The organism is Hamadaea sp., assembly GCF_013362815.1.
In the GTDB taxonomy this organism is placed as follows: domain Bacteria; phylum Actinomycetota; class Actinomycetes; order Mycobacteriales; family Micromonosporaceae; genus Hamadaea.
On sequence record NZ_JABFVK010000072.1, the window covers coordinates 1 to 21,702 of the forward strand.

Sequence of the window (21,702 nt, forward strand, 5' to 3'; positions counted from 1 at the left end):
CTGAAGGGCTTCAAGAACAAGTTCAAGGTCGTCTTCCAGGTCGTGAACCTGGACCGGCTGGCCGAGCTGTTCCCGAACGGCGGCCAGGTCGGCCCGCAGGAGCTGGCCGAGGCCGGCGCGGTCCGCAAGGGCCAGCCGGTCAAGGTGCTCGGCACCGGCGACCTCGGCGGCATCTCGCTCCAGATCTCGGCGCACGCGTTCAGCGCGTCGGCGAAGGAGAAGATCGCCGCCGCCGGTGGCACCGCCACCGAACTGTAAGCCAGGCAGCCTCGGTGGCAAGCCATCGAGCTGTCGAGCACGGGCAATCAGGGCGCCGGCTGCTGCTTCCTTCTGTGAAGCCGGCAGTCGGCGCCTTGGTCTTGAGCTGGCCGAGGGGCATCGGCGCAAATAATGTGTCGGCACCCCTGAGCAGAACCCCCCTTGGACTGTTACAGTCCAAACCCAGCTATGGGATTCGTCCTGTAGCCATCCCGTCACGCCCCCGCCACCGGCCCCCCGAGGGTCGCCTCGCGCAGGAGGATTGAGTTGCTCTCCGCGTTTCTCAGTGCGTTCAAGACGCCTGACCTGCGCAAGAAGCTGCTGTTCACGGCGGCCATCATCGCGCTTTACCGGCTCGGTGCCACCATTCCCAGCCCCGGCGTCTCCTACGGCAACGTCCAGGAGTGCATCAAGAACGCCCAGGCGGGGGACACCAACGGGATCTTCAGCCTGCTGAACCTCTTCTCCGGCGGAGCGCTGCTCTCGCTGTCGGTGTTCGCGCTGGGCATCATGCCCTACATCACCGCGTCGATCATCCTGCAGCTGCTGACCGTCGTCATTCCGCGGCTCGAGCAGCTGCGCAAGGAGGGCCAGTCCGGCCAGGCGAAGATCACGCAGTACACCCGGTACCTGACCCTGGGCCTGGCCGTCCTGCAGTCGTCGGCGTTCGTCGCCCTCGGCAAGTCCGGCCAGCTGTTCGGCAACGCCTGCCCGCCCGGCGTCGAGATCATCCCGCAGACCGCGATCCCGCAGTGGCTGACCCTGGCCTCCCTGGTGATCACCATGACCGCCGGTACCGGCGTCATCATGTGGCTGGGTGAGCTCATCACCGACCGCGGCATCGGCAACGGCATGTCCGTTCTGATCTTCACCTCGATCGCGGCCCGGCTCCCCGCCGAAGGCTGGCAGATCTACAAGTCCAAGGGCGCGTACTGGTTCGTCGGCGTGCTCGTCCTGGTCGTCGCGATCATCGCGGCCGTGGTCTACATCGAGCAGGCGCAGCGCCGGATCCCCGTGCAGTACGCCAAGCGCATGGTCGGCCGGCGCATGTACGGCGGCACCTCGACGTACATCCCGCTCAAGGTCAACCAGGCCGGTGTCATCCCGGTCATCTTCGGCTCGTCCCTGCTCTACCTGCCGCAGCTGGCGCTTCAGTTCACCAAGAGCGACGACCCCGGCAAGGTCTGGACCTGGGTCGACCGGCACCTGGCCAACCCGAGCGACTGGGTCTACATCCTGACCTACTTCCTGCTGATCATCTTCTTCACCTACTTTTACGTGTCGATCACCTTCAACCCGACTGAGGTGGCCGACAACATGAAGAAGTACGGCGGGTTCGTGCAGGGCATCCGGCCGGGCAAGCCGACCGCCGACTACCTTGACTTCATCCTGACCCGGATCACCCTGCCCGGCGCGCTCTACCTGGGCATCATCGCGGTTCTGCCGAACTTCTTCTTCATGTGGCTCGGCGGCAGCAGCTACCAGAACTTCCCGTTCGGTGGCACCGCGGTGCTGATCATGGTCGGTGTCGGCCTGGAAACCGTGAAGCAGATCGAAAGCCAGCTCATGCAGCGGAACTACGAAGGCTTCCTGCGATGAGGCTGGTTCTCGTCGGCCCGCCGGGCGCGGGGAAGGGTACGCAGGCGGAGTTCATCGCCTCGACCCTCTCCGTGCCCAAGATCTCGACCGGCGACATCTTCCGGGCGAACGTCTCCCAGGGCACCCCGTTGGGACTGGAAGCCAAGCGGTACATGGACTCCGGTGGCCTCGTGCCGGACGAGGTCACCATCAACATGGTGCGCGACCGGCTGGCCGAGCCGGATGCCGGCGACGGCTTCCTGCTCGACGGCTTTCCGCGTACGGTGCCGCAGGCGACTGCGCTCGACAAGATGCTCGCCGACGCCGGTACGGCGCTCGACTTGGTACTGGAGCTCGTCGTCGACAACGACGAGGTGATCCGGCGGCTGTCCGGGCGGCGTACCTGCCACAACTGCGGCAAGATCTGGCACGTCGAGTTCGACCCGCCCACCAAGGAGGGCGTCTGCGACCGGTGCGGCGGCGAGCTGTACCAGCGCGACGACGACAAGCCCGAGACGATCGCCGAGCGGCTGCGCGTCTACGAGCGCGACACCGCCCCGCTGGCGGACTACTACGGGGCTCAGAACAAGCTCGTGGGCATCGACGCCACCGGACCGGTGGAGGACGTCACCGCTCGCGCGATCGACGCCCTGCGTTCCTACGGCGGCTGACGGCCGCATACTCTGGTTTGATGCGTCACCAGCCCGACATTCAGGTCAAAACCCCGGACCAGCTCGCGAAGATGCGCGAGGCCGGTCTCGTGGTGGCCGCCGCCCTGGCGGCGATGCGGGACGCCGTGCGACCTGGGATCTCCACCGCCGACCTCGATGCGATCGCCGAGAAGGTCATCCGGGACGCCGGCGCAATTCCGTCGTTCAAGGGCTATCAGGGCTTCCCCGCGTCGATCTGCGCCTCGGTGAACGAGCAGATCGTCCACGGCATCCCGTCGACTCGGCAGCTCCTGGCGGACGGCGACCTGATCTCCATCGACTGCGGCGCGATTCTGGACGGCTGGCACGGCGACTCGGCGATCACGGTGGGCGTCGGTGACGTCGCGCCGGAACTCAAGCGCATGGCCGCGGTTGCGGAGGACGCCATGTGGGCGGGGATCGCGGCCGCCGCGCGCGGCGTACGGTCCGGCCGTGGCCGGCTCACCGACATCTCGTACGCCATCCAGGCGTCGATCCGTGGCGAGAAGTCGGCCCTCGTGGGCCGGGTGACCGGGGCCCGGCGGCGCTACGGCATCGTCGACGGCTACGGCGGTCACGGCATCGGCACCGAGATGCACCAGGACCCGCACATCCTCAATCACGGGCGGCCCGGCAAGGGCCCGAACCTCGTCCCGGGGATGGCGCTGGCGATCGAGCCGATGATCACCATGGGCTCGCCGCGTACGCTCGAACTAGCCGACGGCTGGACGGTGGTGAGCGTCGACGGCTCGTACGCCGCCCACGTCGAACATTCGATCGGCCTCTACGAGGACGGTGTCTGGGTGTTCACCGCCGAAGACGGCGGCCGGGAGCGTCTCGGCGACCTGGTGACCGCGTCCGCCGCGTAACGGAGATCACGGCGACTCCGCTGTGACGCGCCCGACCGCGGGTGCAGCGGACCCTGATTTGGCGTCGATGCATATGGCCGCGTAGACTGGCTCAACGGCGCACCGCGTCCCCTCTGTCATGCCCGCCATTGCTCCGGCGGATGACAGTGCCGCGGCTGGCGTGCCGGCTCCCGGGTTACCGGGTGACCTGCGCGAGGACAACGTGAGCCAGTCAATGCAGCCGATGTCAGGTAGCGGAGGACATGCCGAAGAAGGACGGTGCCATCGAGATCGAGGGCCGTGTCATCGAGCCTCTCCCGAACGCAATGTTCCGGGTGGAGCTCGCCAACGGTCACAAGGTCTTGGCCCACATCAGCGGAAAGATGCGTCAGCACTACATCCGCATCCTGCCCGAAGACCGGGTCGTCGTAGAGCTGTCGCCCTACGACCTCACGCGGGGCCGGATCGTCTACCGCTACAAGTAGCAGTACCGCTTATCAGTACAGCGACATCGGATGCGTTCGTCCGTGTCCAAAACCGGAGTAAAGGCGAACCGTGAAGGTCAAGCCGAGCGTTAAGAAGATCTGCAACAAGTGCCGCGTCATCCGCCGGCACGGCCGGGTCATGGTCATCTGTGACGACCCGCGCCACAAGCAGCGCCAGGGCTGAGCCCCGGCGCTGACCGCGCCCGCAGATCGCGCACCTCAGAAACAGCTCGTCCCGGCCGCGGGGACGTCCCTCAAGAGGGAAACTCTCGTGGCTGACCCCCGGTCGGAGGCCGGGGCCCCACCCGGGCAGGTGGGGAAGGGGCCGGGCACAGACCTCCGCCACATCCACGAGGAGCTAGCCCACACATGGCACGTCTTCTGGGCGTCGACCTCCCGCGCGAGAAGCGCATGGAGATCGCGCTGACCTACATCTTCGGCGTTGGCCGTACGCGAGCGGCTGAGACGCTCGCCGCCACCGGTATCGACCCCAACAAGCGGGCGAGGGACCTCACCGACGAAGAGGTCGTTCAGCTTCGTGATCACATCGAAGCCAACTTCAAGGTAGAAGGCGACCTGCGCCGCGAGGTCGCCGCTGACATCCGCCGCAAGGTGGAGATCGGCTGCTACGCGGGCATCCGGCACCGCAAGGGCCTGCCCGTCCGCGGTCAGCGCACGCGGACCAACGCGCGTACGCGCAAGGGTCCGAAGCGGACCGTCGCGGGCAAGAAGAAGCCCGGCAAGAAGTAGTAGCTGGATCGAGAAGGAGCGCATAAAGCTATGCCGCCGAAGGCACGCGCTGGGGCCGCCGTCAAGAAGGTCCGGCGTAAGGAACGCAAGAACGTCTCCCACGGGCAGGCGCACATCAAGAGCACCTTCAACAACACGATCGTGTCCATCACGGACCCGACCGGTGCTGTGATCTCCTGGGCCTCCGCCGGCCAGGTTGGTTTCAAGGGCTCCCGGAAGTCGACGCCGTTCGCCGCGCAGCTGGCCGCCGAGGCTGCCGCACGCCGCGCGATGGAACACGGCATGCGCAAGGTCGACGTGTTCGTCAAGGGCCCGGGTTCGGGCCGCGAGACCGCCATCCGTTCGCTGACCGCTGCCGGTCTCGAGGTCGGAGTCATCTCCGACGTCACGCCGCAGCCGCACAACGGATGCCGTCCGCCGAAGCGTCGTCGGGTCTAAGGGGAGATAGAAGAAGATGGCTCGTTACACCGGCGCCGATTGCCGCCGCTGCCGTCGCGAGAAGACCAAGCTGTTCCTGAAGGGCAGCAAGTGCGACGGGCCGAAGTGCCCGTTCGAGTCCCGGCCGTTCCCGCCCGGGCAGCACGGTCGCGGCCGCACCAAGGACACCGAGTACCTGCTCCAGCTGCGCGAGAAGCAGAAGGCGCGCCGGATCTACGGCGTGCTCGAGAAGCAGTTCCGCACCTACTACGAGGAGGCCAACCGCAAGGCTGGCAAGACCGGTGAGGTGCTGCTGCAGATCCTCGAGTCGCGGCTGGACAACGTGGTCTACCGGGCTGGCTACGCCAAGTCCCGTGACCACGCTCGTCAGCTCGTCAAGCACGGTCACTTCACGGTGAACGGCAAGAAGGTCGACATCCCGTCGTACCGCGTCACGGAGCACGACATCGTCGAGGTCCGGACGAAGTCGAAGGAGCTCACCCCGTTCCAGGTCGCGCAGGGCGAGGCGGGCAGCCGCACCGTCCCGGCGTGGCTCGAGGCGATTCCCAGCCAGCTCAAGATCCTGGTCCACTCGCTTCCGGCTCGGGGTGTCATCGACACCCAGGTCCAGGAGCAGTTGATCGTCGAGCTCTACTCGAAGTAATCGCAATGGTATTTCGGGGGCGTGGGTGACCCGCACCGGGCGGTCAGGCTTGATCCCTCCGCGGGTCACCCACGCCCCCGAAGACCAGCGGGTTAAGCGCGACCAAATAGGTCAGAGCCATTGGGGTTGGACGTCATTGGCTCGTTCTATTGGTTGAGCAGACATCCTCATAGGCGAGCGTCATATAGCGGGCGCTCCTGAACGAGAAGAGATAAGAAGTGCTCATCACGCAGCGGCCGACTCTTACCGAAGAGTCGATCAGCGAGGTTCGCTCCCGGTTCACCATCGAGCCGCTGGAGCCGGGCTTCGGCTACACGCTCGGCAACTCGCTTCGTCGTACCCTGCTCAGCTCGATCCCCGGCGCTGCCGTGACGAGCATCAAGGTCGACGGCGTCCTGCACGAGTTCACCACGATCCCCGGGGTCAAGGAGGACGTGGTCGAGCTGGTCATGAACGTCAAGGAGCTGTCGGTCAGCTCCGAGCACGACGAGCCGGTCAGCATGTACCTGCGCAAGCAGGGCCCGGGCGACGTGACCGCCGGTGACATCCAGCCCCCGGCCGGTGTCTCGGTCCACAACCCGGACCTCAAGCTGGCCACGCTCAACAGCAAGGGCCGGCTGGACATGGAGCTGACGGTCGAGCGCGGCCGCGGCTACGTCACCGCGGCGCAGAACAAGCAGGGCGGCGCGGAGATCGGCCGGATTCCGGTCGACTCGATCTACTCGCCCGTGCTCAAGGTGACGTACCGCGTCGAGGCCACTCGTGTGGAGCAGCGCACCGACTTCGACCGCCTGATCATCGACGTCGAGACCAAGGCCTCGATCTCTCCGCGTACCGCGCTGGCGTCGGCCGGCTCGACCCTGGTCGAGCTGTTCGGGCTGTGCCGGGAGCTGGACGAGACCGCCGAGGGCATCGACATCGGTCCGTCGCCGCAGGACGCGCAGCTCGCTGCCGACCTGGCGCTGCCGATCGAGGAGCTGGACCTCACGGTTCGCTCGTACAACTGCCTCAAGCGCGAGGGGATCAACACCGTCGGTGAGCTCATCGGGCGTACCGAGGCCGACCTCCTCGATATAAGGAATTTCGGGCAGAAGTCGATCGACGAGGTCAAGATGAAGCTGGCCGGGATGGGTCTGGGCCTGAAGGACTCGGCGCCCAACTTCGACCCGGCGAACGTCGTCGACTCCTTCGGCGACGCCGACTATGACGACGCCGACTCGGACACCGACGTCGACGACTACCGCGAGACCGAGCAGCTGTAACCCGCTGCCGCCACCACACAGGGAGCAGAACCATGCCCACGCCCACCAAGGGTCCCCGCCTCGGCGGCAGCCCCGCGCACGAGCGGCTGATGCTCGCCAACCTGGCGACTTCGCTGTTCAAGCACGGCCGGATCACCACCACGGAGACGAAGGCGAAGCGGCTCCGCCCGATCGCCGAGCGTCTGGTGACCTTCGCGAAGCGTGACGACCTGGCGGCCCGCCGCCGCGTCCGTCGCGTCATCCGCGAGAAGGACACCTTCGTGGAGCTCTTCGAGCAGATCGCGCCGCGGTATGTGAACCGGCCGGGCGGCTACACCCGCATCGTGAAGATCGGCCCGCGCCGCGGCGACGCCGCGCCGATGGCGATCATCGAGCTGGTCGAGGAGCTCGAGGTGGCGACCACCTCGAACGCGAAGACCGAGAAGCGGAAGGCCGCCAAGGCCGATGTGGTCGCGGCCCTCGCCGGTGACACCGACGAGGAGACCCCGGCCGTCGCGAGCAAGGCCGACGACGCCGACGACACCGCGAACGTCTCCGACGAGGAGACCGCCGCCGAGGTCGAGGCGATCGAGGCCGAGGCCGACGAGAAGAAGTAAGCACGACCCGTCAGCGAGCCGGCATCTGTCACAGGTGCCGGCTCGCTGTGTGTCCTGGCGGACGGCCTCGGAGGGGGAACGATGACGCGCATCCGGCTGGACATCTCCTACGACGGCACCGATTTCTCCGGGTGGGCCGTTCAGCCCGATCGGCGTACCGTCGCCGGCGTGCTCCTGGCCGAGCTCGATCGCATCCTCGGCTCGGGCACCGCGACGGGGCTCACGGTCGCGGGGCGTACCGATGCCGGCGTCCACGCCACCGGCCAGGTCGCGCATGTCGATCTTCCGGGAGAGACCTGGTCCGCGGTCCAAGACACCCTGGTCCGGCGGCTGGCCGGTCTTCTTCCGCCAGATCTACGGGTACGCACAGCGCACGAAACGCCGCCGGAGTTCGACGCCCGGTTCTCGGCCTTGTACCGCCGTTACGAATACCGCGTGACCGATGCGCCGTTCGGGGCCGAGCCGTTGCGCCGACGCGACACGCTTGCCTGGCCGCGACGGCTGGATCTCGACCGGCTGAACGAGGCGTCTCGGGGGCTCCTCGGCGAGCACGACTTCGCGGCGTACTGCCGACGCAAGGAGAACGCCACGACGATCCGGCGGATCACCCGGCTGGACTGGCGACGGGATCCCGACGGCATCCTGGTGGCCACCGTGCAGGCGGATGCGTTCTGCCAGAACATGGTCCGGAGTCTGATGGGCGGACTGCTCACGACCGGGGACGGGCGGCGGCCGATCGAGTGGCCCGCCACCCTCCTCACGCGTACGCAGAGAGCCGACGACGTTCCGGTCGTGGGCCCGCATGGGCTGACTCTCGTCGAGGTCGGCTATCCCGAAGACGCCGCTGCGTTGGCCGATCGTGCCGAAGCCACCCGCCGCATCCGCACCCGCCTCGGTTGATCACGACCGTAGGGGGTGCGACACGCCGCAAAGGTGGACCCTAGGTTCATGATCAACGGGAAAGGTGCCCGGCGGGGGTGGCCGGGGGTCAGCGCGCGGTGATGCGGAGGATGCGGAAGCCCTTCTGGGAGGCGTGGCGTTCGGTGGGCCAGCCCTGGTCGATCAGCCACTGCTGCAACGAGTCGCCGCCGAGGTTCTTGCCGACGACCAGCCAGGCGACGCCGTCCGGAGTCAGCCGGGGCAGCCAGCGCAGCAGTAACGCGTGCAGCTCCGGCTTTCCGACGTGGATCGGGGGGTTGGACCAGATCTGGGTGAACCGAACTTCGTCGCCCACCTCGTCCGGCCCCGTCACGCGTACCCGTTGAGCCAGACCGAGCGACTCGGCATTGCGCCGGGCCAGTTCCCGGGCTCGCTCGTTGACGTCCACCGCGACCACCTGGGCGAGCGGCGCCACGGTCGCGAGCACCGCGGTGATCGGCCCGTAGCCGCAGCCGAGGTCGAGCAGGGTGCCGCGGGTGTCCGGACCGGGCAGCTGGGCCTTGCGCAGCAGGACTGCGGTGCCGGGGTCGAGGCGGTCCGAGGAGAAGACGCCGGTCGATGCGGCGAGCGTGTAGTCCTGCCCGCCGACGCTGAAGGAGACCTCGCGCGGGCGCGCCACCGAACCGGGCGCGGGCGTGAAGTAGTGCTCGCCTGTCACGCCACATTTCACCATCACCCCGACGAGCGGGCTTGTCGGGGGCTGAAGATCGGTATTATCCTCTATTCTCCCTTTCTATGGGAATAGTGCACTCGTCCGAAACATCCCCCCGGACGAGAGTCGAGACGCGCCGTGCCGCCCGCCGCACCCCTCGCTCCCATCGGGCGCCGGCCTTCAGCTTCTGGGACGCGTTCCCGACGGCATGGTTCAAGGCGAGCCTGGCTGGGCTGGCGGCGCTCGTGCTGATGATGGTGTGCGGCTTCGGCAGCTGGCAGATCCTGCGCGACGAGCAGACCGGTACGCGCGCCACGGCGAACGAGCCGAAGCCCACCGCTTTGCCCCGCGACATCGGTACGCGGAAAGCCGACCCCGCGCCGCTGACCACCACGGAGGTGTTCCCCGGCCGGCAGCTCTCGATCGACCCGGCGCAACCGGCGTACCAGCTGATCGGGGCGCAGAACCAGACCGGCTGCAAGAACGCGGCGGACGGCGGGATCACTGCTCTCCTCGCCGGGCTGGGCTGCTCGCAGGTCGTCCGGGCGACGCTCCGGTCACCGACGCGCGAGTACCTCGTCACTGGGGGCGTGTTCAACCTGGCCACCGTGGACGCTGCGAAGACGGCGTACGACCGGATCAAGCAGATCGTCGACAACCGGCAGGGCCGCTTCAAGGGGTACGTCCCGACGAACGCGGCGAAGCCGCTGGCGCTCGCTTCGACCCATCTCGGCTGGGACTACCGGGGACACTTCCTCGTCTACTGCGTGATCGCCCGCGCCGACGGCAAGGACTTCACCGACGGCGACCCGTACGCGCAGCAGATCCTCTACGACGTGATCGAGATGCACCTGCTCGGGACGGTCGTCCAGAAGCGTTCCGTCCGGGCTGTCGCTTCCTGACCCCCGCTACCGCTTCTTCACTTTGTGCAAGCGGAACGGCTTACGAGTCTCGCGAAGTACGCTCGCCGGCCGGGGCGCGGTGGCCTCGCTGTCGTCGGCGGTCTTCACCGTCTCCTGAGCGGCCAAGGCGACGAGGATGCAGGTCGAAGCCCAGCGAGCGACGACCTCCTCGGTTGTGCCGGACGCGTTGAGTCGCTTCTGCGCCAACTGTGGCGCGACCGCCTCCCACTCGGTGTCGTTCGAGTGCAACTGCGTCATCGCCGCCTGGAACGAAACGATTCGCCCGCCGTGGTCGCCCCGCAGGCTGACGGTCGCGTACGCATCGGCTTCGAGCGCCTCGGCGAGCCCCGGGAGCTCCTGCTCGCCCGGACCGGCGACGACGTAGAGCTTGCCCTCCAAGGGGAGGCACCAGACGGCGTACGCCGGGCCGCCGAACGCCACCCAGGCGATCGCGGCCTTCTTCGACGCCTCCTCCACGAGCGGATTCATGCGCTCATCCTAAGGGCGCTCTCCCGTCCGGCCCGCTCGCTTCCGCGCTGGATCAGGGTTATGGGCCGAATCATGGAGCAAGATTCGACCGAGAACCCTGATCCAGCGCCGAAAGGCGGAGCGCCCGGCGAGCGGAGCGCGCGAGCGAAGGGGGCTAGACGAGGGCGGGAGCGAAGATCTCCGTGAGCGACCGAGCGGACGGCCCGCAGAACTCCTCGTCGGGCCGGAAGACGAGGTGATCGCCGAGGTCGGGGGCGGCCAGGCGGATGGCGTACATGCCGAGCGCGGTCGCGCCGGTGAGTTCACGGGAACCGCCGTCGCCCACGTAGAGGCAGTGTTGCGGTTCGACTCGCAGGGCGGCGCAGGCGGCCAGGTAGATCGTCGGGTCCGGCTTCACTGCTCCGATGTGGACGGAGAAGATCGCCGTATCCAGCAGGGGAGCGATCGGCAGCGTCGGCAGGATCTCGGTCAACTCGTGGGTGCAGTCGCTGACCACCGCGATCCGGAGGCCGTCGGCGCGCAGTCGGCTGAGGACCGCGTACGCGTCCCGGCGGAGCCGGATGTCGGCCCGAAGAGCGGCGATCCGGGCGCGGTAAGCCGCCCGCAGAACGGTGTCGTCCGGTCGAAGGCCGAGCTCGGTGGCCACCCAGCGCAGGGTGCTCAGCCCGTCGCCGTAGTCGCCTCGGCTCCGCCGGTAGAACGACGTGTCGAGAACGGCGTTGAGCTCGGCCGGCGGGCAGCCGAGCAACCGGGCCACCTCGGCGTGCCCGCCGCCGCGCGGGGCGGCCTGCGTCAGGGTGCCGAAGAAGTCGAAGAGGACGGCTCGTGGAGATCCATGCGATCCGAACACAGCAAAAAAGTCCCATTGTGAAAGTTGCAAATTGCAAGCGACTGTCCGAGCGTAGCGACTCGTTCACCGGCTGTGCATCCACCAAAGCGGCGGGGAAGCGACGGTAAGGCGACTGTTACCGTCACGGGCGTGAAGATCAGCTGGCCGACCCTGCTCGCGTTGACGCTCGCCGTCTTCGCGATCTCGACGTCCGGCCCGCTGATCGCATACGCCGCGGCTCCGGCCCTGGCGCTGGCTTTCTGGCGCAACGCGCTGGCCACCGCTGTGCTCACCCCCGCCGCGCTCGTCACTCGGCGTACCGAACTCGTGCGGCTGTGGCGTGCCAAGGAATTCCGGTGGAGCATCCTCGCCGGGCTCGCCCTGGCCGTCCACTTCGCCACGTGGATGGCGGGCGCGCAACTCACCAAGGTCGCGACGGCCACCGCGCTCGCCGCGACCCAACCCGTGTGGGCCGGGCTCATCGCGTACTGGCAAGGCGATCGGCCGACCCGTGCGATGTGGCTCGGCATCCTCGCGGCCGTCCTCGGCGTCACGCTCGCGACCGGCGCGGACGTCGGCGGCTCCGGCCGCGCGCTTCTCGGCGACGTGCTCGCGCTGGTCGGCGGGCTCGCGGCCGCGGTCTACACCGTCTTCGGCCAACGCGCCCGCGCGCAAGCCAGCACCACCAGCTACACCACCATCTGCTACGCCGTGTGCGCGGCCGTGCTCCTCTGCGGCTGCGTGCTGTTCCAGGTCCCCCTGCACGGATACGCCTGGAGCACCTGGCTGGCCATCCTCGGCTTGACCGTCGGCACCCAGTTGCTGGGGCACTCGATGTTCAACTACGCGTTGCACGAGCTGTCGGCGACGGCGGTCAGCGTACTGGTGATGCTGGAAGTGCCGGGCGCGGCGCTGATCAGCTGGCTCTGGCTCGGTCAGCGCCCGGCCCCGCTGGCCTGGGCCGGCATCGTGCTGTTGGTGAGCGGTGTCGCCTTCGTCATCCTCGGGTCCGCCAAGCGCACCCCACGAGCGGTCTATCCCGAGCTTTAGCCGTCGATCGCGCGCTCGGAGGCCTCCCAGAACCGGGCGGCGAACTCCTCGTCCGCCAGGTACGCCTTGGGCCGCAGCACTTTCCGCTCGGAGTAGTACGCCCCGTCGACGAGTTCATCCGCCGGTGCCGTCGCGAGGTAGACGAGAGTGTCCGCGCCCTGCTCCGGGGTGGACAGCCCCGGCGCGATCTGGAAGAACAGCTTGGCGAGCGGAGTGCCGAAGTTGCTACGGATGACGCCGGGGTGGAACGAGAACGACAGCAGGTCCGGCCAGCGCCGGGCGGCCTCCGCCGCGAAGAGGATGTTGGCCGCCTTGGAAGCGCCATAGGTCAGCCAGGCGCTCCAGGGCCCCCGATTGCGATCGAGATCGTCCGGGCGCAGCATGCCCCACGAATGCGCCATCGACGCCGTCGAGATGATCCGCCCGCCGGCCGGGATGCGCTCCTTCAGCAGCGCGGTGAGTAGAAACGGCGACAAGTGGTTCGTCTGGATGGTCAGCTCGTGTCCGTCCACAGTGGTCTGGCGGCGGCCGGCCACGATGCCCGCGTTGTTGGCGAGAACGTCGATCCGATCCAGCTTCGCCAATTCCAGCGCGGCCTCCCGGACGGAGGCGAAGTCGGCGAAGTCGGCCCGCACCTGGATCGGCTCCGGCCCGGTCGCCTGATCGCGTACCAGTGAGAATGCCGAAGTGAGACGGTCGTGATCCCGCCCGACCAGGGCGACCCGCCACCCACGCCGGGCGAACTCCACCGCGGCCGCGCGACCGACCCCGGAGCTGGCCCCGGTGACGACGGCGGTCGGCGCGGTGAGATCTTCCACAGAAGCGTTCTCCTCAGCCACGGCGGAAGGTTACCTTGTCGAAGTTACTGAACGGTTGCTAAGGAGCGCGCATGGGTGCCATCGGCCGTCCCCGTCGATCCTGCCTGGCCGTGCCGGGTTCCAGCGTCAAGATGCTGGACAAGGCCAAGGGCCTGCCCGCCGACCAGGTCTTCCTCGACCTGGAGGACGCGGTGGCCCCGCTGGCCAAACCGGAGGCCCGCAAGAACATCGTCGCCGCGCTCAACGAGGGCGGCTGGGGTGACAAGACCCGGGTGGTACGCATCAACGACCTGACCACGCCGTGGACCTACCGGGACGTCATCGAGATCGTCGAGGGCGCGGGCGCGAACCTGGACTGCATCATGCTCCCGAAGGTGCAGGACGAGGCGCAGATCCACTGGCTCGACCTGCTGCTGACCCAGATCGAGAAGACGGTCGGGCTGCCGATCGGCGGCATCGGCATCGAGGCGCAGATCGAGAACGCGGCCGGACTGGTGAACGTCGACAAGATCGCGGCGGCCTCGCCCCGGGTGGAGACGATCATCTTCGGCCCGGCCGACTTCATGGCCAGCATCAACATGAAGTCGCTGGTGGTCGGCGCGCTGCATCCGGACTACCCCGGCGATCCCTACCACTACATCCTCATGCGCATCCTGATGGCCGCTCGTATGCACGACAAGCAGGCCATCGACGGTCCCTTCCTCCAGATCCGCGACGTCGACGCGTTCCGCGAGGTGGCCAAGCGCTCGGCGGCGCTCGGCTTCGACGGCAAATGGGTGCTGCACCCCGGCCAGATCGACGCGGCCAACGAGGTCTACTCCCCGTCGCAGGAGGACTACGACCACGCCGAGCTGATCCTCGACGCGTACGACCACTACACCTCGGAGGCGGGCGGCAAGCTCGGCGCGGTCATGCTCGGCGACGAGATGATCGACGAGGCCTCGCGCAAGATGGCGCTGGTCATCGCGGGCAAGGGACGCGCGGCCGGGATGACCCGGACCTCCGCCTTCACGCCGTAGCTGCCCTCCCGCTTTTTTCGCGCGATCATGAACCTTCGGGCATGATCGCGCGGCGTGTCGTGTCCGCGCGAGCCTGATCATTCCCCCCGTGGCCTGATCGACTCCGGGTCAGTAGACGATGTCGGGGCGGGACGGGCCGTCGAAGGCGCCGCTGGCGGCGAGGATGATGATCAGCGCGATGGCGGCGACGGTGATGCCGAAGCCGATCCAGCCGACCACGATGCCGCCCAGCGCCAGGCCCTCGCCGTCCTCGCCGGTCTCCTTGATGCGCCGCCGGGCGATGTGGCCCATGATCGCGCCGACGATCGTCGCTGGGAAGCAGAAGTTGAGCGCCACGATCGAGGTGACCAGCGAGGCGACGGCCAGGCCGTTCGTCTTGCGGGCCGGGGCGTACGGCAACACATAAGGCGTGCCGTAACCAGGCGGGACGACGTAGCCGGTCGCGGGCGGCTGCCCCTCGGCGGGCGTGGGCTCGGTCATGGACGCAGGGTAGTGCGTCCACGCTTGTGCGGGCATCCCCCGGCGGAAGGGCCCGCCCCGGTTGCTGCCGCTTGCCGCGATCGGCGAGGATCAGAGCATGGAAACCGTCGACAGTCCGTTCGCCCTCGCCGGGAGGGTCGCGCTGGTCACCGGCGCGGGCAGCCCTTACGGCATCGGCTTCGCCACGGCGCGGCTGCTCAAGGCGCAGGGCGCCAAGGTCGCGATCGTCTCGACCACCAGGCGTATCCACGACCGTGCCGTCGAGCTGGGCGTCACCGGGTTCGTCGCCGACCTCACCGACGAGGCCGAGGTGGCCGCGCTCGCCGACGCCGTGGGCGATCAGCTGGGCGAGGTCGACATCCTGGTCAACAACGCCGGCCTCGCGAGCCGGGCCTCGCCGGAGATCATCCGGCCAGTCGCTCAGCTGACCGCGGAGGAATGGCGTACGGAGATCGACCGGAACCTCACCACGGCGTTCCTGTGCAGCCGGGCCTTCGGCGACGGGATGTCCGAGCGAGGCTGGGGCCGCATCGTCAACCTGTCGGCCACCGCCGGTCCGGTCAACGCGCTGCCCGCCGAGGCGGCGTACGCGGCGGCGAAGGCGGGCGTGCTCGGCCTGACCCGGGCGCTGGCCATGGAGCTGATCGCGGACGGCGTCACCGTCAACGCGGTCGCACCGGGTCTCATCCACACCTCGGCGTCGACGCTGGTCGAGCTGAAGCAGGGCTACGGCTCCCCGATGGGCCGCCCCGGCACGCCGGACGAGGTGGCCGGAGCGATCGCGTTCCTCGTCTCCCCGGCGGCGTCCTACGTGACCGGACAGCTGCTCGTGATCGACGGCGGCAACAGCGTCCGCCAAGCCGCCTTCTGACGGCGTAGGCCGTTTGGCGTGGCGAAGGGCGGCCCTGCCGGAGTCCGGTGGGCCGCCCTTCAAGGTCGTGCGGTGACGCGACCTCAGGTGAGGTTCATGGCCACGCCGACGATGGCGTTCACGATGCCGAGCAGCAGACCGACGCCACCACAGATGAGACCCGTGAGGGCGAAGCCCTTGCCGTCCTCACCACGCTGGGCGATCTGCTTGTTGGCCACGATGCCGAGCACGATGGCCACGATTCCGGCGATGATGCCCAGGAAAGCGCAGCAGGCCAGCGGGATGCTCGCGATACCGGTCGCCATGGCGCCGATCGCCATGCCGTTCTTCTTGGCCGGGCCGCCCATCGGAGCGCCGTACGCCGGGTACTGCGGAGCGGCGTAGGGCTGCCCGTACTGCGGAGCCGGCGACTGCTGCTGGGCGTACGGGTCGTAGGGGTTCTGCGGCGCAGCCGGGGACTGCTGGCCGTAGGCCGGCGATTGCGGGGCGGCCGGCGGCTGCTGCGCGTACGGGTCGTACGGGTTCGGCGTGGCGGCCGGGGGCTGCTCGCCGAAGGCCGGCTGGCCATATGCGGGCGGCGGCGACGCGAAGGGATCCTGCGACGGCGGCTGCTGCGGCTGGCCGTAGGGATCGGAGTTGCCGGGCGGCGGGTAGGTCACGCGAGTTCCTTCCAGGTATGCACGTCGTGCGGGGTGCGCCAGACATGATCGTCTTGCGGTCGAGCACCATCGTACGAACGCGTGTCAGCGGGCGCGGCCCGGCCGCGCCCGCTCATGCCGACCGCAGGCCGGACATCGGCCGGCTCAGTCTTCATCGTGCGAGCGCCGGCCGCAGGCTGGTGATCGCACGATGGTCATGCGGTCAGTAAGTGGAGCCCGTCGAGTTGAGCGCGACGACGAAGATGATGCCGTAGACACAGCACAACAGGACGCCGAGGCCGGTGAAGATGTAGCCGATCACCATGCCCGCGGTGGCCAGGCCGTCGCCGCCCTCGCCGGTCTGCTTGATCTGCTTCTTGGCCATGTGGCCGAAGACGATTGCGAGCGGCGCGAAGACGAACGCGAAGACCAGGGACAGGATCGCCATGGTGTTGGTCGGCGCGGACGGCTGAGCGTACGGCTGCTGGGCGTACGGCTGCGCGCTGTAAGGCTGCGGCTGCTGGCCGTACTGCTGCGGGGCAGCCGGCGAACCCGGTGCCGCGTACGGGTTGTACGGGTCCGGCTGCGGCTGCTGCGGCTGCTGCCCGTACGGGTCGGGCTGCTGCTGGCCGTATGGATCCGGGTTACCCGCTGGGGGGTAGGTCATCGTCGGCTCCTGATTTCCTCATCGGAGCGAACCGCGTAGGATGCGCGGCCACTCCCGGGGTGGCGTACTGGCGCAGGGTACTAGACCGGGTGAAGCTTTTCACAGAGGTTCTGGTCGCATCCCACCTTCTCGAAGGATCGATCGCCGCGAGATACTCATCGGACCTGAGTTACCGTTTAGTAACTTCGTCACCTGGAGGGTTCGCCATGCCCCGCCTCGCCCGTACGCACGGACTCACCGACATTCAGGAGTCCATCCTGGCCACGGTCCACGAGTTCGTCGACAAGGAGATCATCCCGCGGGCGCAGCGGCTCGAGCACGATGACGCCTATCCGACCGAGATCGTCGACGGCATGCGGGAGATGGGCCTGTTCGGCCTGACCATCCCGGAGGAGTTCGGCGGGCTCGGCGAGTCGCTGCTGACCTACGCCCTCGTCGTCGAGGAGCTCTCGCGCGGCTGGATGTCCATCAGCGGCATCGTCAACACGCACTTCATCGTCGCGTACCTGGTGTCGCAGCACGGCACGGCCGAGCAGAAGGCGCGGCTGCTGCCGCGCATGGCAACCGGCGAGATCCGGGGCGCCTTCTCGATGTCCGAACCGGAGACCGGATCCGACGTCTCGGCGATCAAGACCCGGGCGGTGCCGGACGGCGACGGCTACGTCCTCAACGGACAGAAGATGTGGCTGACCAACGGCGGCTACTCCAGCGTCGTGGCGACCCTGGTCAAGACGGAACTCGGCGCGCCCAGCGTGTACGGCAACATGACGACCTTCCTGCTGGAGAAGACCCCCGGCTTCGGGGAGACGGCGCCCGGTCTGACCATCCCCGGGAAGATCGAGAAGATGGGCTACAAAGGCGTCGAGACCACCGAGATGGTGCTCGCCGACCATCGCGTACCGAGGTCGGCGGTCCTCGGTGGCGAACCCGGCAAGGGCTTCTACCAGATGATGGACGGCATCGAGGTCGGCCGGGTCAACGTGGCCGCCCGCGCCTGCGGCATCTCGCTGCGTGCCTTCGAACTCGCCGTGGCGTACGCACAACAGCGGCGTACCTTCGGCAAGCCGATCGCCGAGCATCAGGCGGTGGCGTTCAAACTCGCCGAGATGGGCACCAAGATCGAGGCGGCGCACGCGCTCATGGTGAACGCGGCGCGGTTGAAGGACTCGGGCCAGCGCAACGACGTCGAGGCCGGCATGGCCAAGCTGCTCGCCAGCGAGTACTGCGCCGAGGTCGTGCAGGAGGCGTTCCGCATCCACGGCGGCTACGGATACTCCAAGGAGTACGAGATCGAGCGGCTGATGCGGGAAGCGCCGTTCCTGCTCATCGGCGAGGGTACGAGCGAGATCCAGAAGACCATCATCTCGCGCGGTCTACTGCGGGATTACCGCTTGTGATGCGGGGTATGCCACCCGCTGACGGGTAGGGTGAGCAGCGCCACCGCACGGGTGGGAATGCCCCACGACCCCCGCTCGTTGCGATAGACGCAACCATTGGCATAGATCGGAGCGTGACATGGCGACCGTGGAGTTGACCGCCGCCAACTTCGACGAGATCACCAACAAGGACGGCATCGTCCTGGTGGACTTCTGGGCGAGCTGGTGCGGCCCGTGTATGCGGTTCGCGCCGGTCTACGACGCCTCGTCGACCAAGCACGAAGACATCACCTTCGCCAAGGTCGACACCGAGGCGAACCCCGACATCGCGATGAAGTTCGACATCCGGTCGATCCCGACGATCTGGGCGATCAAGGACGGCGTGATCGTCTTCGCTCAGCCGGGCGCGCTTCCGGGCGCGGCACTGGAGGAGCTCATCGGCAAGGTCCGGGAGCTGGACATGGACGAGGTGCGCCAGCAGCTCGCCGCCCAGTCGCAGGCCTGACCCAAGTATTCAGACCGCGGCGCGGTCGGCTTCGTCCTCGGACGCGGTCGGCCGCGCCGTCGGCTGTGCGCCCTCTGACGGCACAGCCAGCCAGCGACCGACCTTCCGCTCCACCACGAAGCTCAGGAACGGGATCGTCCCGGCGATCATGACGCCGAGCGTACGCGTCAACGGCCAGGTGGTCCGCCGGGCGAGGTCGAAGGTGATCACAAGGTAGATCGCGAACAGCCAGCCGTGGACCGGGCCGATGATCTGCACCGGCAGCGAGTTGTGCCCGATGTACTTGATCGGCATGGCGATCAGCACCAGCACTAGCAGCATCACTCCGACGACGTACGCGGCGACGCGATAGCGGGTGTGCGCGGCTTTCATGACGTCTCCTGCATCTGTTCGCCGGGATAGTCGGCCGGGCGGGCGCCGGGGTGCGCCGCCAACCAGGCCAGAAGTCGGTTGTACTCGGCCAGCTCAGGGTCCTCGTCGGCCGGGACCGTCCCGGTGCCTTCGGTCACCGGCTGATTCGTCAGAACCTGAACGGTCCGGCTCGATGCGGCGGCTCCGGGAGCCGCGAGGACCGGGCTCGATCGGAACGTGATTATCGGTCGGCCGAATCCCGAGGTGGGGGCCTTCTTCGTCGGCTCCGCCGGGGCTCGCCCGAGGGCGATACGCATTTCGCGTACCCAGATCATCACGACGAAACCCGCGAACGCCGGCCAGAAGAAGGCGTACCCGTAGCTGAGGACGTTGCCCCCCATGGCCCGAGTGACCTGCCACCAGGTGAGCCCGGCGGACGCGACGACCATGAGCACCGCGAGGGTGTGGCCGGCCAGCCAGCGGGGAGTGAGCAGGGGTCGCACGAACCGAGACTACTCCGCGGAGATCGGGGCCTTCGGCACCATGACCTTGCGCTTGAAAATGCAGACCATCGTGCCGTCCTGCTTGTAGCCGCGCGTCTCGACGGAGATGACGCCGCGGTCGGGCTTGGACTCGGACTCGCGCTTGTCGAGCACGGTGGTCTCGCCGTAGATGGTGTCGCCGTGGAAGGTCGGCGCGACGTGGCGCAGCGACTCGACCTCGAGGTTGGCGATCGCCTTGCCGCTGACGTCGGCGACCGACATGCCCAGCAGCAGCGAGTAGATGTAGTTGCCGACCACCACGTTGCGTTTGAAGTCGGTCTGCGTCTCGGCGTAGTGCGCGTCGATGTGCAGCGGATGGTGGTTCATCGTCAGCAGGCAGAACAGATGGTCGTCGTACTCGGTCACCGTCTTGCCGGGCCAGTGCTTGTAGACCGCGCCGACCTCGAACTCCTCGAAGTACCGACCGAACTGCATGGGACCATCCTTCGGGTGCTGGACGACGATGTCCACGTCCGGACCCGGCGCGCCGCCTGACGGTCCTACGGACGCCTGAGAAACGAGACGCCTGGGAACGCAATGAGCGGCGGGGCCCTAACGCACCCGCCGCCCACGCTCTTGAGAAATCATCTTGCCCGAATATGGCTTGACCTGTATAGAGGTTTGTTCGCGTTAGGCAGATCACATCGCTGACGGATAGCTGACCATCACTGAGGGTAATCAGAATGCCTTTCGCTCGCATCGGCGTGCGGGCCCCCGTCGCAGGCATATGCTGAGCTCGAGGAGGTCGTCATGCCGAGCCAACCAACGGCAGGCCCGTGGGCCCGATCCGCGCCACCGATCGCCTTCGCACCGGATGAGTGGGACCTGCTCACCCGGCTGCCCGCTCGAGTCATGATCGCCGCTACGTCGGCCGAGCCCGACAGCGACCGGCGTACGGTCGCCGAGGGTCTCGCCGGCATCGACGCCATCGCCGCCGGAACGGTGTCCGACTCCGACCTGGTCCGGGCGGTGGTCGCGGCGATCTACGCCGAAGCCGATCCGGATCCGCCCAGTGCCGAGCAGTTCCGCGATCGTCACGCCGGCATCACCGAGGTCCTGGTGAACTGCCGCGCCGCCAGTCTCGTGCTGGCCCGGCGGGCCGATCCCGCCGACGCCGCCGCCTACCGGCAGTGGCTCCAACACATCGCCGCCCGGGTGTGCGGCGCCGCGCGTACCGGGGTCTTCGGGCACCGGGTGAGCGACGCCGAGACCGCGTTCCTCGCGGATCTGAACCGCGCCCTGCAACCCTGACCGGTCCGAGCCCGCCTGCCACGGCGGGCTCGGCCGTTACGCTCGGGCCCATGCCGTCAACGCTCGACAGCTGGTACGCCCACCGCGACCGCCCGGACGTCGTGCTGGTCGACGGCTTCCATGCGGTCAAGCACGCGCTCCGCTTCGGAGCCGACGTGCTGGTGGTGCTCGCCTCCGACAAGTCGGCCGCGCTGGCGCTGGCCCACGAGCTCGCGCCCGATCTCGCCGGGGCCTTCGAGATCCTGGCCGTCCCGGTCGAACCGGCGCTGTTCACCGAACTGGTGCCCCGGCCCCATCCGACCGGGGTGGCCGCGCTCGCGCTCCGGCCGTCGCTCGACCTCGCTGCGCTCGCGGGGCGTACGAGTCCCGTCGTCCTCCTGGAGGACCCCCGAAATCTCGGCAACATCGGAGCCGTCGTACGCCTCGCCGCCGGGTTCGGCATCGCCGGAGTGCTCACCACCGGGGTGACCGACCCGTGGCATCCAGCCGTCCTGCGGGGCAGCGCCGGGCTCCACTTCGCCACCGCGGTCGGCCGCGTCGACCTCGACAGCCGCCCCACCGGCCCGGTCTACGTGCTCGATCCGGACGGCGCGGACATCCGTGGCCTGCAGATCCCAGACGACGCAGTTCTCGCGTTCGGCACCGAACGGCACGGCGTCTCGGCCCGCCTACGGGCGGTGGCGACCGAACTCGTGGCGATCCCGATGCGGGCCGGCGTCTCCAGCTTCAATCTGGCGACGAGCGTGGCGATGGCCCTGTTCCACTGGACCGCCCCT

The 21,702-nt window shown here is 68.2% G+C and carries 29 protein-coding genes and 1 pseudogene; 20 read left to right on the top strand and 10 right to left on the bottom strand.

Annotated elements, in window-relative coordinates; translation table 11 throughout:
* From HOV77_RS28495 to truA, 12 genes are all read left to right on the top strand, one after another.
* Window positions 1-258: uL15m family ribosomal protein (locus HOV77_RS28495; RefSeq protein ID WP_290867193.1), on the top strand; the 258-nt coding region annotated here is incomplete at its 5' end.
* Between the two features lie 267 nt (window positions 259-525).
* Entirely contained in the window at window positions 526-1,857 is a 1,332-nt protein-coding gene (secY, locus tag HOV77_RS28500) for a preprotein translocase subunit SecY (RefSeq protein ID WP_290867196.1), read from the top strand.
* On the top strand, window positions 1,854-2,507 hold the full coding sequence (locus tag HOV77_RS28505) for an adenylate kinase (protein WP_290867198.1): 654 nt from the start codon (window positions 1,854-1,856) through the stop codon (window positions 2,505-2,507). Before secY ends, HOV77_RS28505 begins: the two co-directional genes overlap by 4 nt.
* 17 nt (window positions 2,508-2,524) lie before the next feature.
* Window positions 2,525-3,394 carry a type I methionyl aminopeptidase gene (gene map / locus HOV77_RS28510; RefSeq protein WP_290867201.1) on the top strand — a complete coding sequence of 290 codons (870 nt, stop codon included), beginning with the start codon at window positions 2,525-2,527 and terminating at the stop codon, window positions 3,392-3,394.
* 242 nt (window positions 3,395-3,636) lie between these two features.
* Window positions 3,637-3,858, top strand: coding sequence for a translation initiation factor IF-1 (gene infA, locus HOV77_RS28515; protein WP_007073013.1), 222 nt, complete (start codon window positions 3,637-3,639; stop codon window positions 3,856-3,858).
* A gap of 70 nt (window positions 3,859-3,928) precedes the next feature.
* Complete coding sequence (gene rpmJ, locus HOV77_RS28520) at window positions 3,929-4,042, top strand: 50S ribosomal protein L36 (RefSeq protein ID WP_197006680.1); 114 nt, start codon at window positions 3,929-3,931, stop codon at window positions 4,040-4,042.
* Between the two features lie 185 nt (window positions 4,043-4,227).
* Window positions 4,228-4,608 carry a 30S ribosomal protein S13 gene (gene rpsM / locus HOV77_RS28525; protein ID WP_253758276.1) on the top strand — a complete coding sequence of 127 codons (381 nt, stop codon included), beginning with the start codon at window positions 4,228-4,230 and terminating at the stop codon, window positions 4,606-4,608.
* 30 nt (window positions 4,609-4,638) lie between these two features.
* The gene (gene rpsK / locus HOV77_RS28530; RefSeq protein ID WP_027342532.1) at window positions 4,639-5,046 is read left to right on the top strand and encodes a 30S ribosomal protein S11; all 408 of its coding nucleotides are present in this window, start codon (window positions 4,639-4,641) and stop codon (window positions 5,044-5,046) included.
* A 16-nt stretch (window positions 5,047-5,062) separates the two neighbouring features.
* Entirely contained in the window at window positions 5,063-5,689 is a 627-nt protein-coding gene (gene rpsD / locus HOV77_RS28535) for a 30S ribosomal protein S4 (protein ID WP_290867429.1), read from the top strand.
* Window positions 5,690-5,907: 218 nt separating this feature from the next.
* A complete protein-coding gene (locus tag HOV77_RS28540) occupies window positions 5,908-6,951 on the top strand; it encodes a DNA-directed RNA polymerase subunit alpha (RefSeq protein ID WP_290867432.1) in 1,044 nt (347 codons plus the stop codon).
* A 32-nt stretch (window positions 6,952-6,983) separates the two neighbouring features.
* A complete protein-coding gene (gene rplQ / locus HOV77_RS28545) occupies window positions 6,984-7,547 on the top strand; it encodes a 50S ribosomal protein L17 (RefSeq protein ID WP_290867435.1) in 564 nt (187 codons plus the stop codon).
* An 81-nt stretch (window positions 7,548-7,628) separates the two neighbouring features.
* The gene (gene truA, locus HOV77_RS28550; protein ID WP_290867438.1) at window positions 7,629-8,447 is read left to right on the top strand and encodes a tRNA pseudouridine(38-40) synthase TruA; all 819 of its coding nucleotides are present in this window, start codon (window positions 7,629-7,631) and stop codon (window positions 8,445-8,447) included.
* Between the two features lie 88 nt (window positions 8,448-8,535).
* Here the strand turns inward: truA and HOV77_RS28555 are convergent, their stop codons facing one another.
* Window positions 8,536-9,144 (bottom strand): methyltransferase, encoded by a 609-nt coding sequence (locus HOV77_RS28555; protein ID WP_290867440.1) that lies wholly within the window; start codon window positions 9,142-9,144, stop codon window positions 8,536-8,538.
* 77 nt (window positions 9,145-9,221) lie between these two features.
* Between HOV77_RS28555 and HOV77_RS28560 the strand changes: the two genes are divergently transcribed.
* Entirely contained in the window at window positions 9,222-10,040 is an 819-nt protein-coding gene (locus HOV77_RS28560; protein ID WP_290867443.1) for a hypothetical protein, read from the top strand.
* Between the two features lie 6 nt (window positions 10,041-10,046).
* Here HOV77_RS28560 and HOV77_RS28565 read toward each other — a convergent pair whose 3' ends face one another.
* Together HOV77_RS28565 and HOV77_RS28570 are read right to left on the bottom strand one after the other, a co-directional pair.
* Window positions 10,047-10,529 (bottom strand): hypothetical protein, encoded by a 483-nt coding sequence (locus HOV77_RS28565; protein WP_290867446.1) that lies wholly within the window; start codon window positions 10,527-10,529, stop codon window positions 10,047-10,049.
* A gap of 154 nt (window positions 10,530-10,683) precedes the next feature.
* The gene (locus tag HOV77_RS28570) at window positions 10,684-11,379 is read right to left on the bottom strand and encodes an HAD family hydrolase (protein WP_290867449.1); all 696 of its coding nucleotides are present in this window, start codon (window positions 11,377-11,379) and stop codon (window positions 10,684-10,686) included.
* A 129-nt stretch (window positions 11,380-11,508) separates the two neighbouring features.
* Between HOV77_RS28570 and HOV77_RS28575 the strand changes: the two genes are divergently transcribed.
* A complete protein-coding gene (locus tag HOV77_RS28575) occupies window positions 11,509-12,408 on the top strand; it encodes a DMT family transporter (protein ID WP_290867452.1) in 900 nt (299 codons plus the stop codon).
* Here the strand turns inward: HOV77_RS28575 and HOV77_RS28580 are convergent.
* The gene (locus HOV77_RS28580; RefSeq protein WP_290867482.1) at window positions 12,405-13,226 is read right to left on the bottom strand and encodes an SDR family NAD(P)-dependent oxidoreductase; all 822 of its coding nucleotides are present in this window, start codon (window positions 13,224-13,226) and stop codon (window positions 12,405-12,407) included. The genes HOV77_RS28575 and HOV77_RS28580 overlap by 4 nt on opposite strands.
* Window positions 13,227-13,297: 71 nt before the next feature.
* Here HOV77_RS28580 and HOV77_RS28585 point away from each other — a divergent pair, with 71 nt between their 5' ends.
* Complete coding sequence (locus HOV77_RS28585; RefSeq protein WP_290867455.1) at window positions 13,298-14,245, top strand: CoA ester lyase; 948 nt, start codon at window positions 13,298-13,300, stop codon at window positions 14,243-14,245.
* 108 nt (window positions 14,246-14,353) lie between these two features.
* On the opposite strand, the gene HOV77_RS28590 is transcribed toward HOV77_RS28585, so the two are convergent.
* Window positions 14,354-14,725 carry a DUF4190 domain-containing protein gene (locus HOV77_RS28590; protein ID WP_290867458.1) on the bottom strand — a complete coding sequence of 124 codons (372 nt, stop codon included), beginning with the start codon at window positions 14,723-14,725 and terminating at the stop codon, window positions 14,354-14,356.
* A gap of 97 nt (window positions 14,726-14,822) precedes the next feature.
* On the opposite strand from HOV77_RS28590, the gene HOV77_RS28595 reads away from it, so the two are divergent.
* The gene (locus HOV77_RS28595; protein ID WP_290867461.1) at window positions 14,823-15,596 is read left to right on the top strand and encodes an SDR family NAD(P)-dependent oxidoreductase; all 774 of its coding nucleotides are present in this window, start codon (window positions 14,823-14,825) and stop codon (window positions 15,594-15,596) included.
* Between the two features lie 83 nt (window positions 15,597-15,679).
* Here HOV77_RS28595 and HOV77_RS28600 read toward each other — a convergent pair whose 3' ends face one another.
* Window positions 15,680-16,255 (bottom strand): DUF4190 domain-containing protein, encoded by a 576-nt coding sequence (locus tag HOV77_RS28600; RefSeq protein WP_290867463.1) that lies wholly within the window; start codon window positions 16,253-16,255, stop codon window positions 15,680-15,682.
* Between the two features lie 202 nt (window positions 16,256-16,457).
* Window positions 16,458-16,901, bottom strand: a complete 444-nt coding sequence (locus HOV77_RS28605) for a DUF4190 domain-containing protein (protein WP_290867465.1) — start codon at window positions 16,899-16,901, stop codon at window positions 16,458-16,460.
* Between the two features lie 206 nt (window positions 16,902-17,107).
* On the opposite strand from HOV77_RS28605, the gene HOV77_RS28610 reads away from it, so the two are divergent.
* Together HOV77_RS28610 and trxA are read left to right on the top strand one after the other, a co-directional pair.
* On the top strand, window positions 17,108-18,298 hold the full coding sequence (locus tag HOV77_RS28610) for an acyl-CoA dehydrogenase family protein (protein WP_290867467.1): 1,191 nt from the start codon (window positions 17,108-17,110) through the stop codon (window positions 18,296-18,298).
* A gap of 103 nt (window positions 18,299-18,401) precedes the next feature.
* Window positions 18,402-18,782 (top strand): annotated as a pseudogene (trxA, locus tag HOV77_RS28615) (thioredoxin); the annotation flags it as partial.
* A gap of 9 nt (window positions 18,783-18,791) precedes the next feature.
* Here the strand turns inward: trxA and HOV77_RS28620 are convergent.
* Genes HOV77_RS28620 through HOV77_RS28630 form a run of 3 tightly spaced genes read right to left on the bottom strand, consistent with a single transcriptional unit; the run spans window position 18,792 to window position 20,110 of the window.
* Entirely contained in the window at window positions 18,792-19,154 is a 363-nt protein-coding gene (locus HOV77_RS28620; protein WP_290867470.1) for a DUF3817 domain-containing protein, read from the bottom strand.
* Window positions 19,151-19,636 carry a hypothetical protein gene (locus tag HOV77_RS28625; RefSeq protein ID WP_290867472.1) on the bottom strand — a complete coding sequence of 162 codons (486 nt, stop codon included), beginning with the start codon at window positions 19,634-19,636 and terminating at the stop codon, window positions 19,151-19,153. Before HOV77_RS28625 ends, HOV77_RS28620 begins: the two co-directional genes overlap by 4 nt.
* Window positions 19,637-19,645: 9 nt before the next feature.
* Entirely contained in the window at window positions 19,646-20,110 is a 465-nt protein-coding gene (locus tag HOV77_RS28630; RefSeq protein ID WP_290867475.1) for a MaoC family dehydratase, read from the bottom strand.
* A 315-nt stretch (window positions 20,111-20,425) separates the two neighbouring features.
* On the opposite strand from HOV77_RS28630, the gene HOV77_RS28635 reads away from it, so the two are divergent.
* Both HOV77_RS28635 and HOV77_RS28640 read left to right on the top strand, forming a co-directional pair.
* On the top strand, window positions 20,426-20,926 hold the full coding sequence (locus tag HOV77_RS28635; RefSeq protein WP_290867478.1) for a hypothetical protein: 501 nt from the start codon (window positions 20,426-20,428) through the stop codon (window positions 20,924-20,926).
* Between the two features lie 50 nt (window positions 20,927-20,976).
* On the top strand, window positions 20,977-21,702 hold a 726-nt coding region (locus tag HOV77_RS28640), incomplete at its 3' end, for a TrmH family RNA methyltransferase (RefSeq protein ID WP_290867480.1).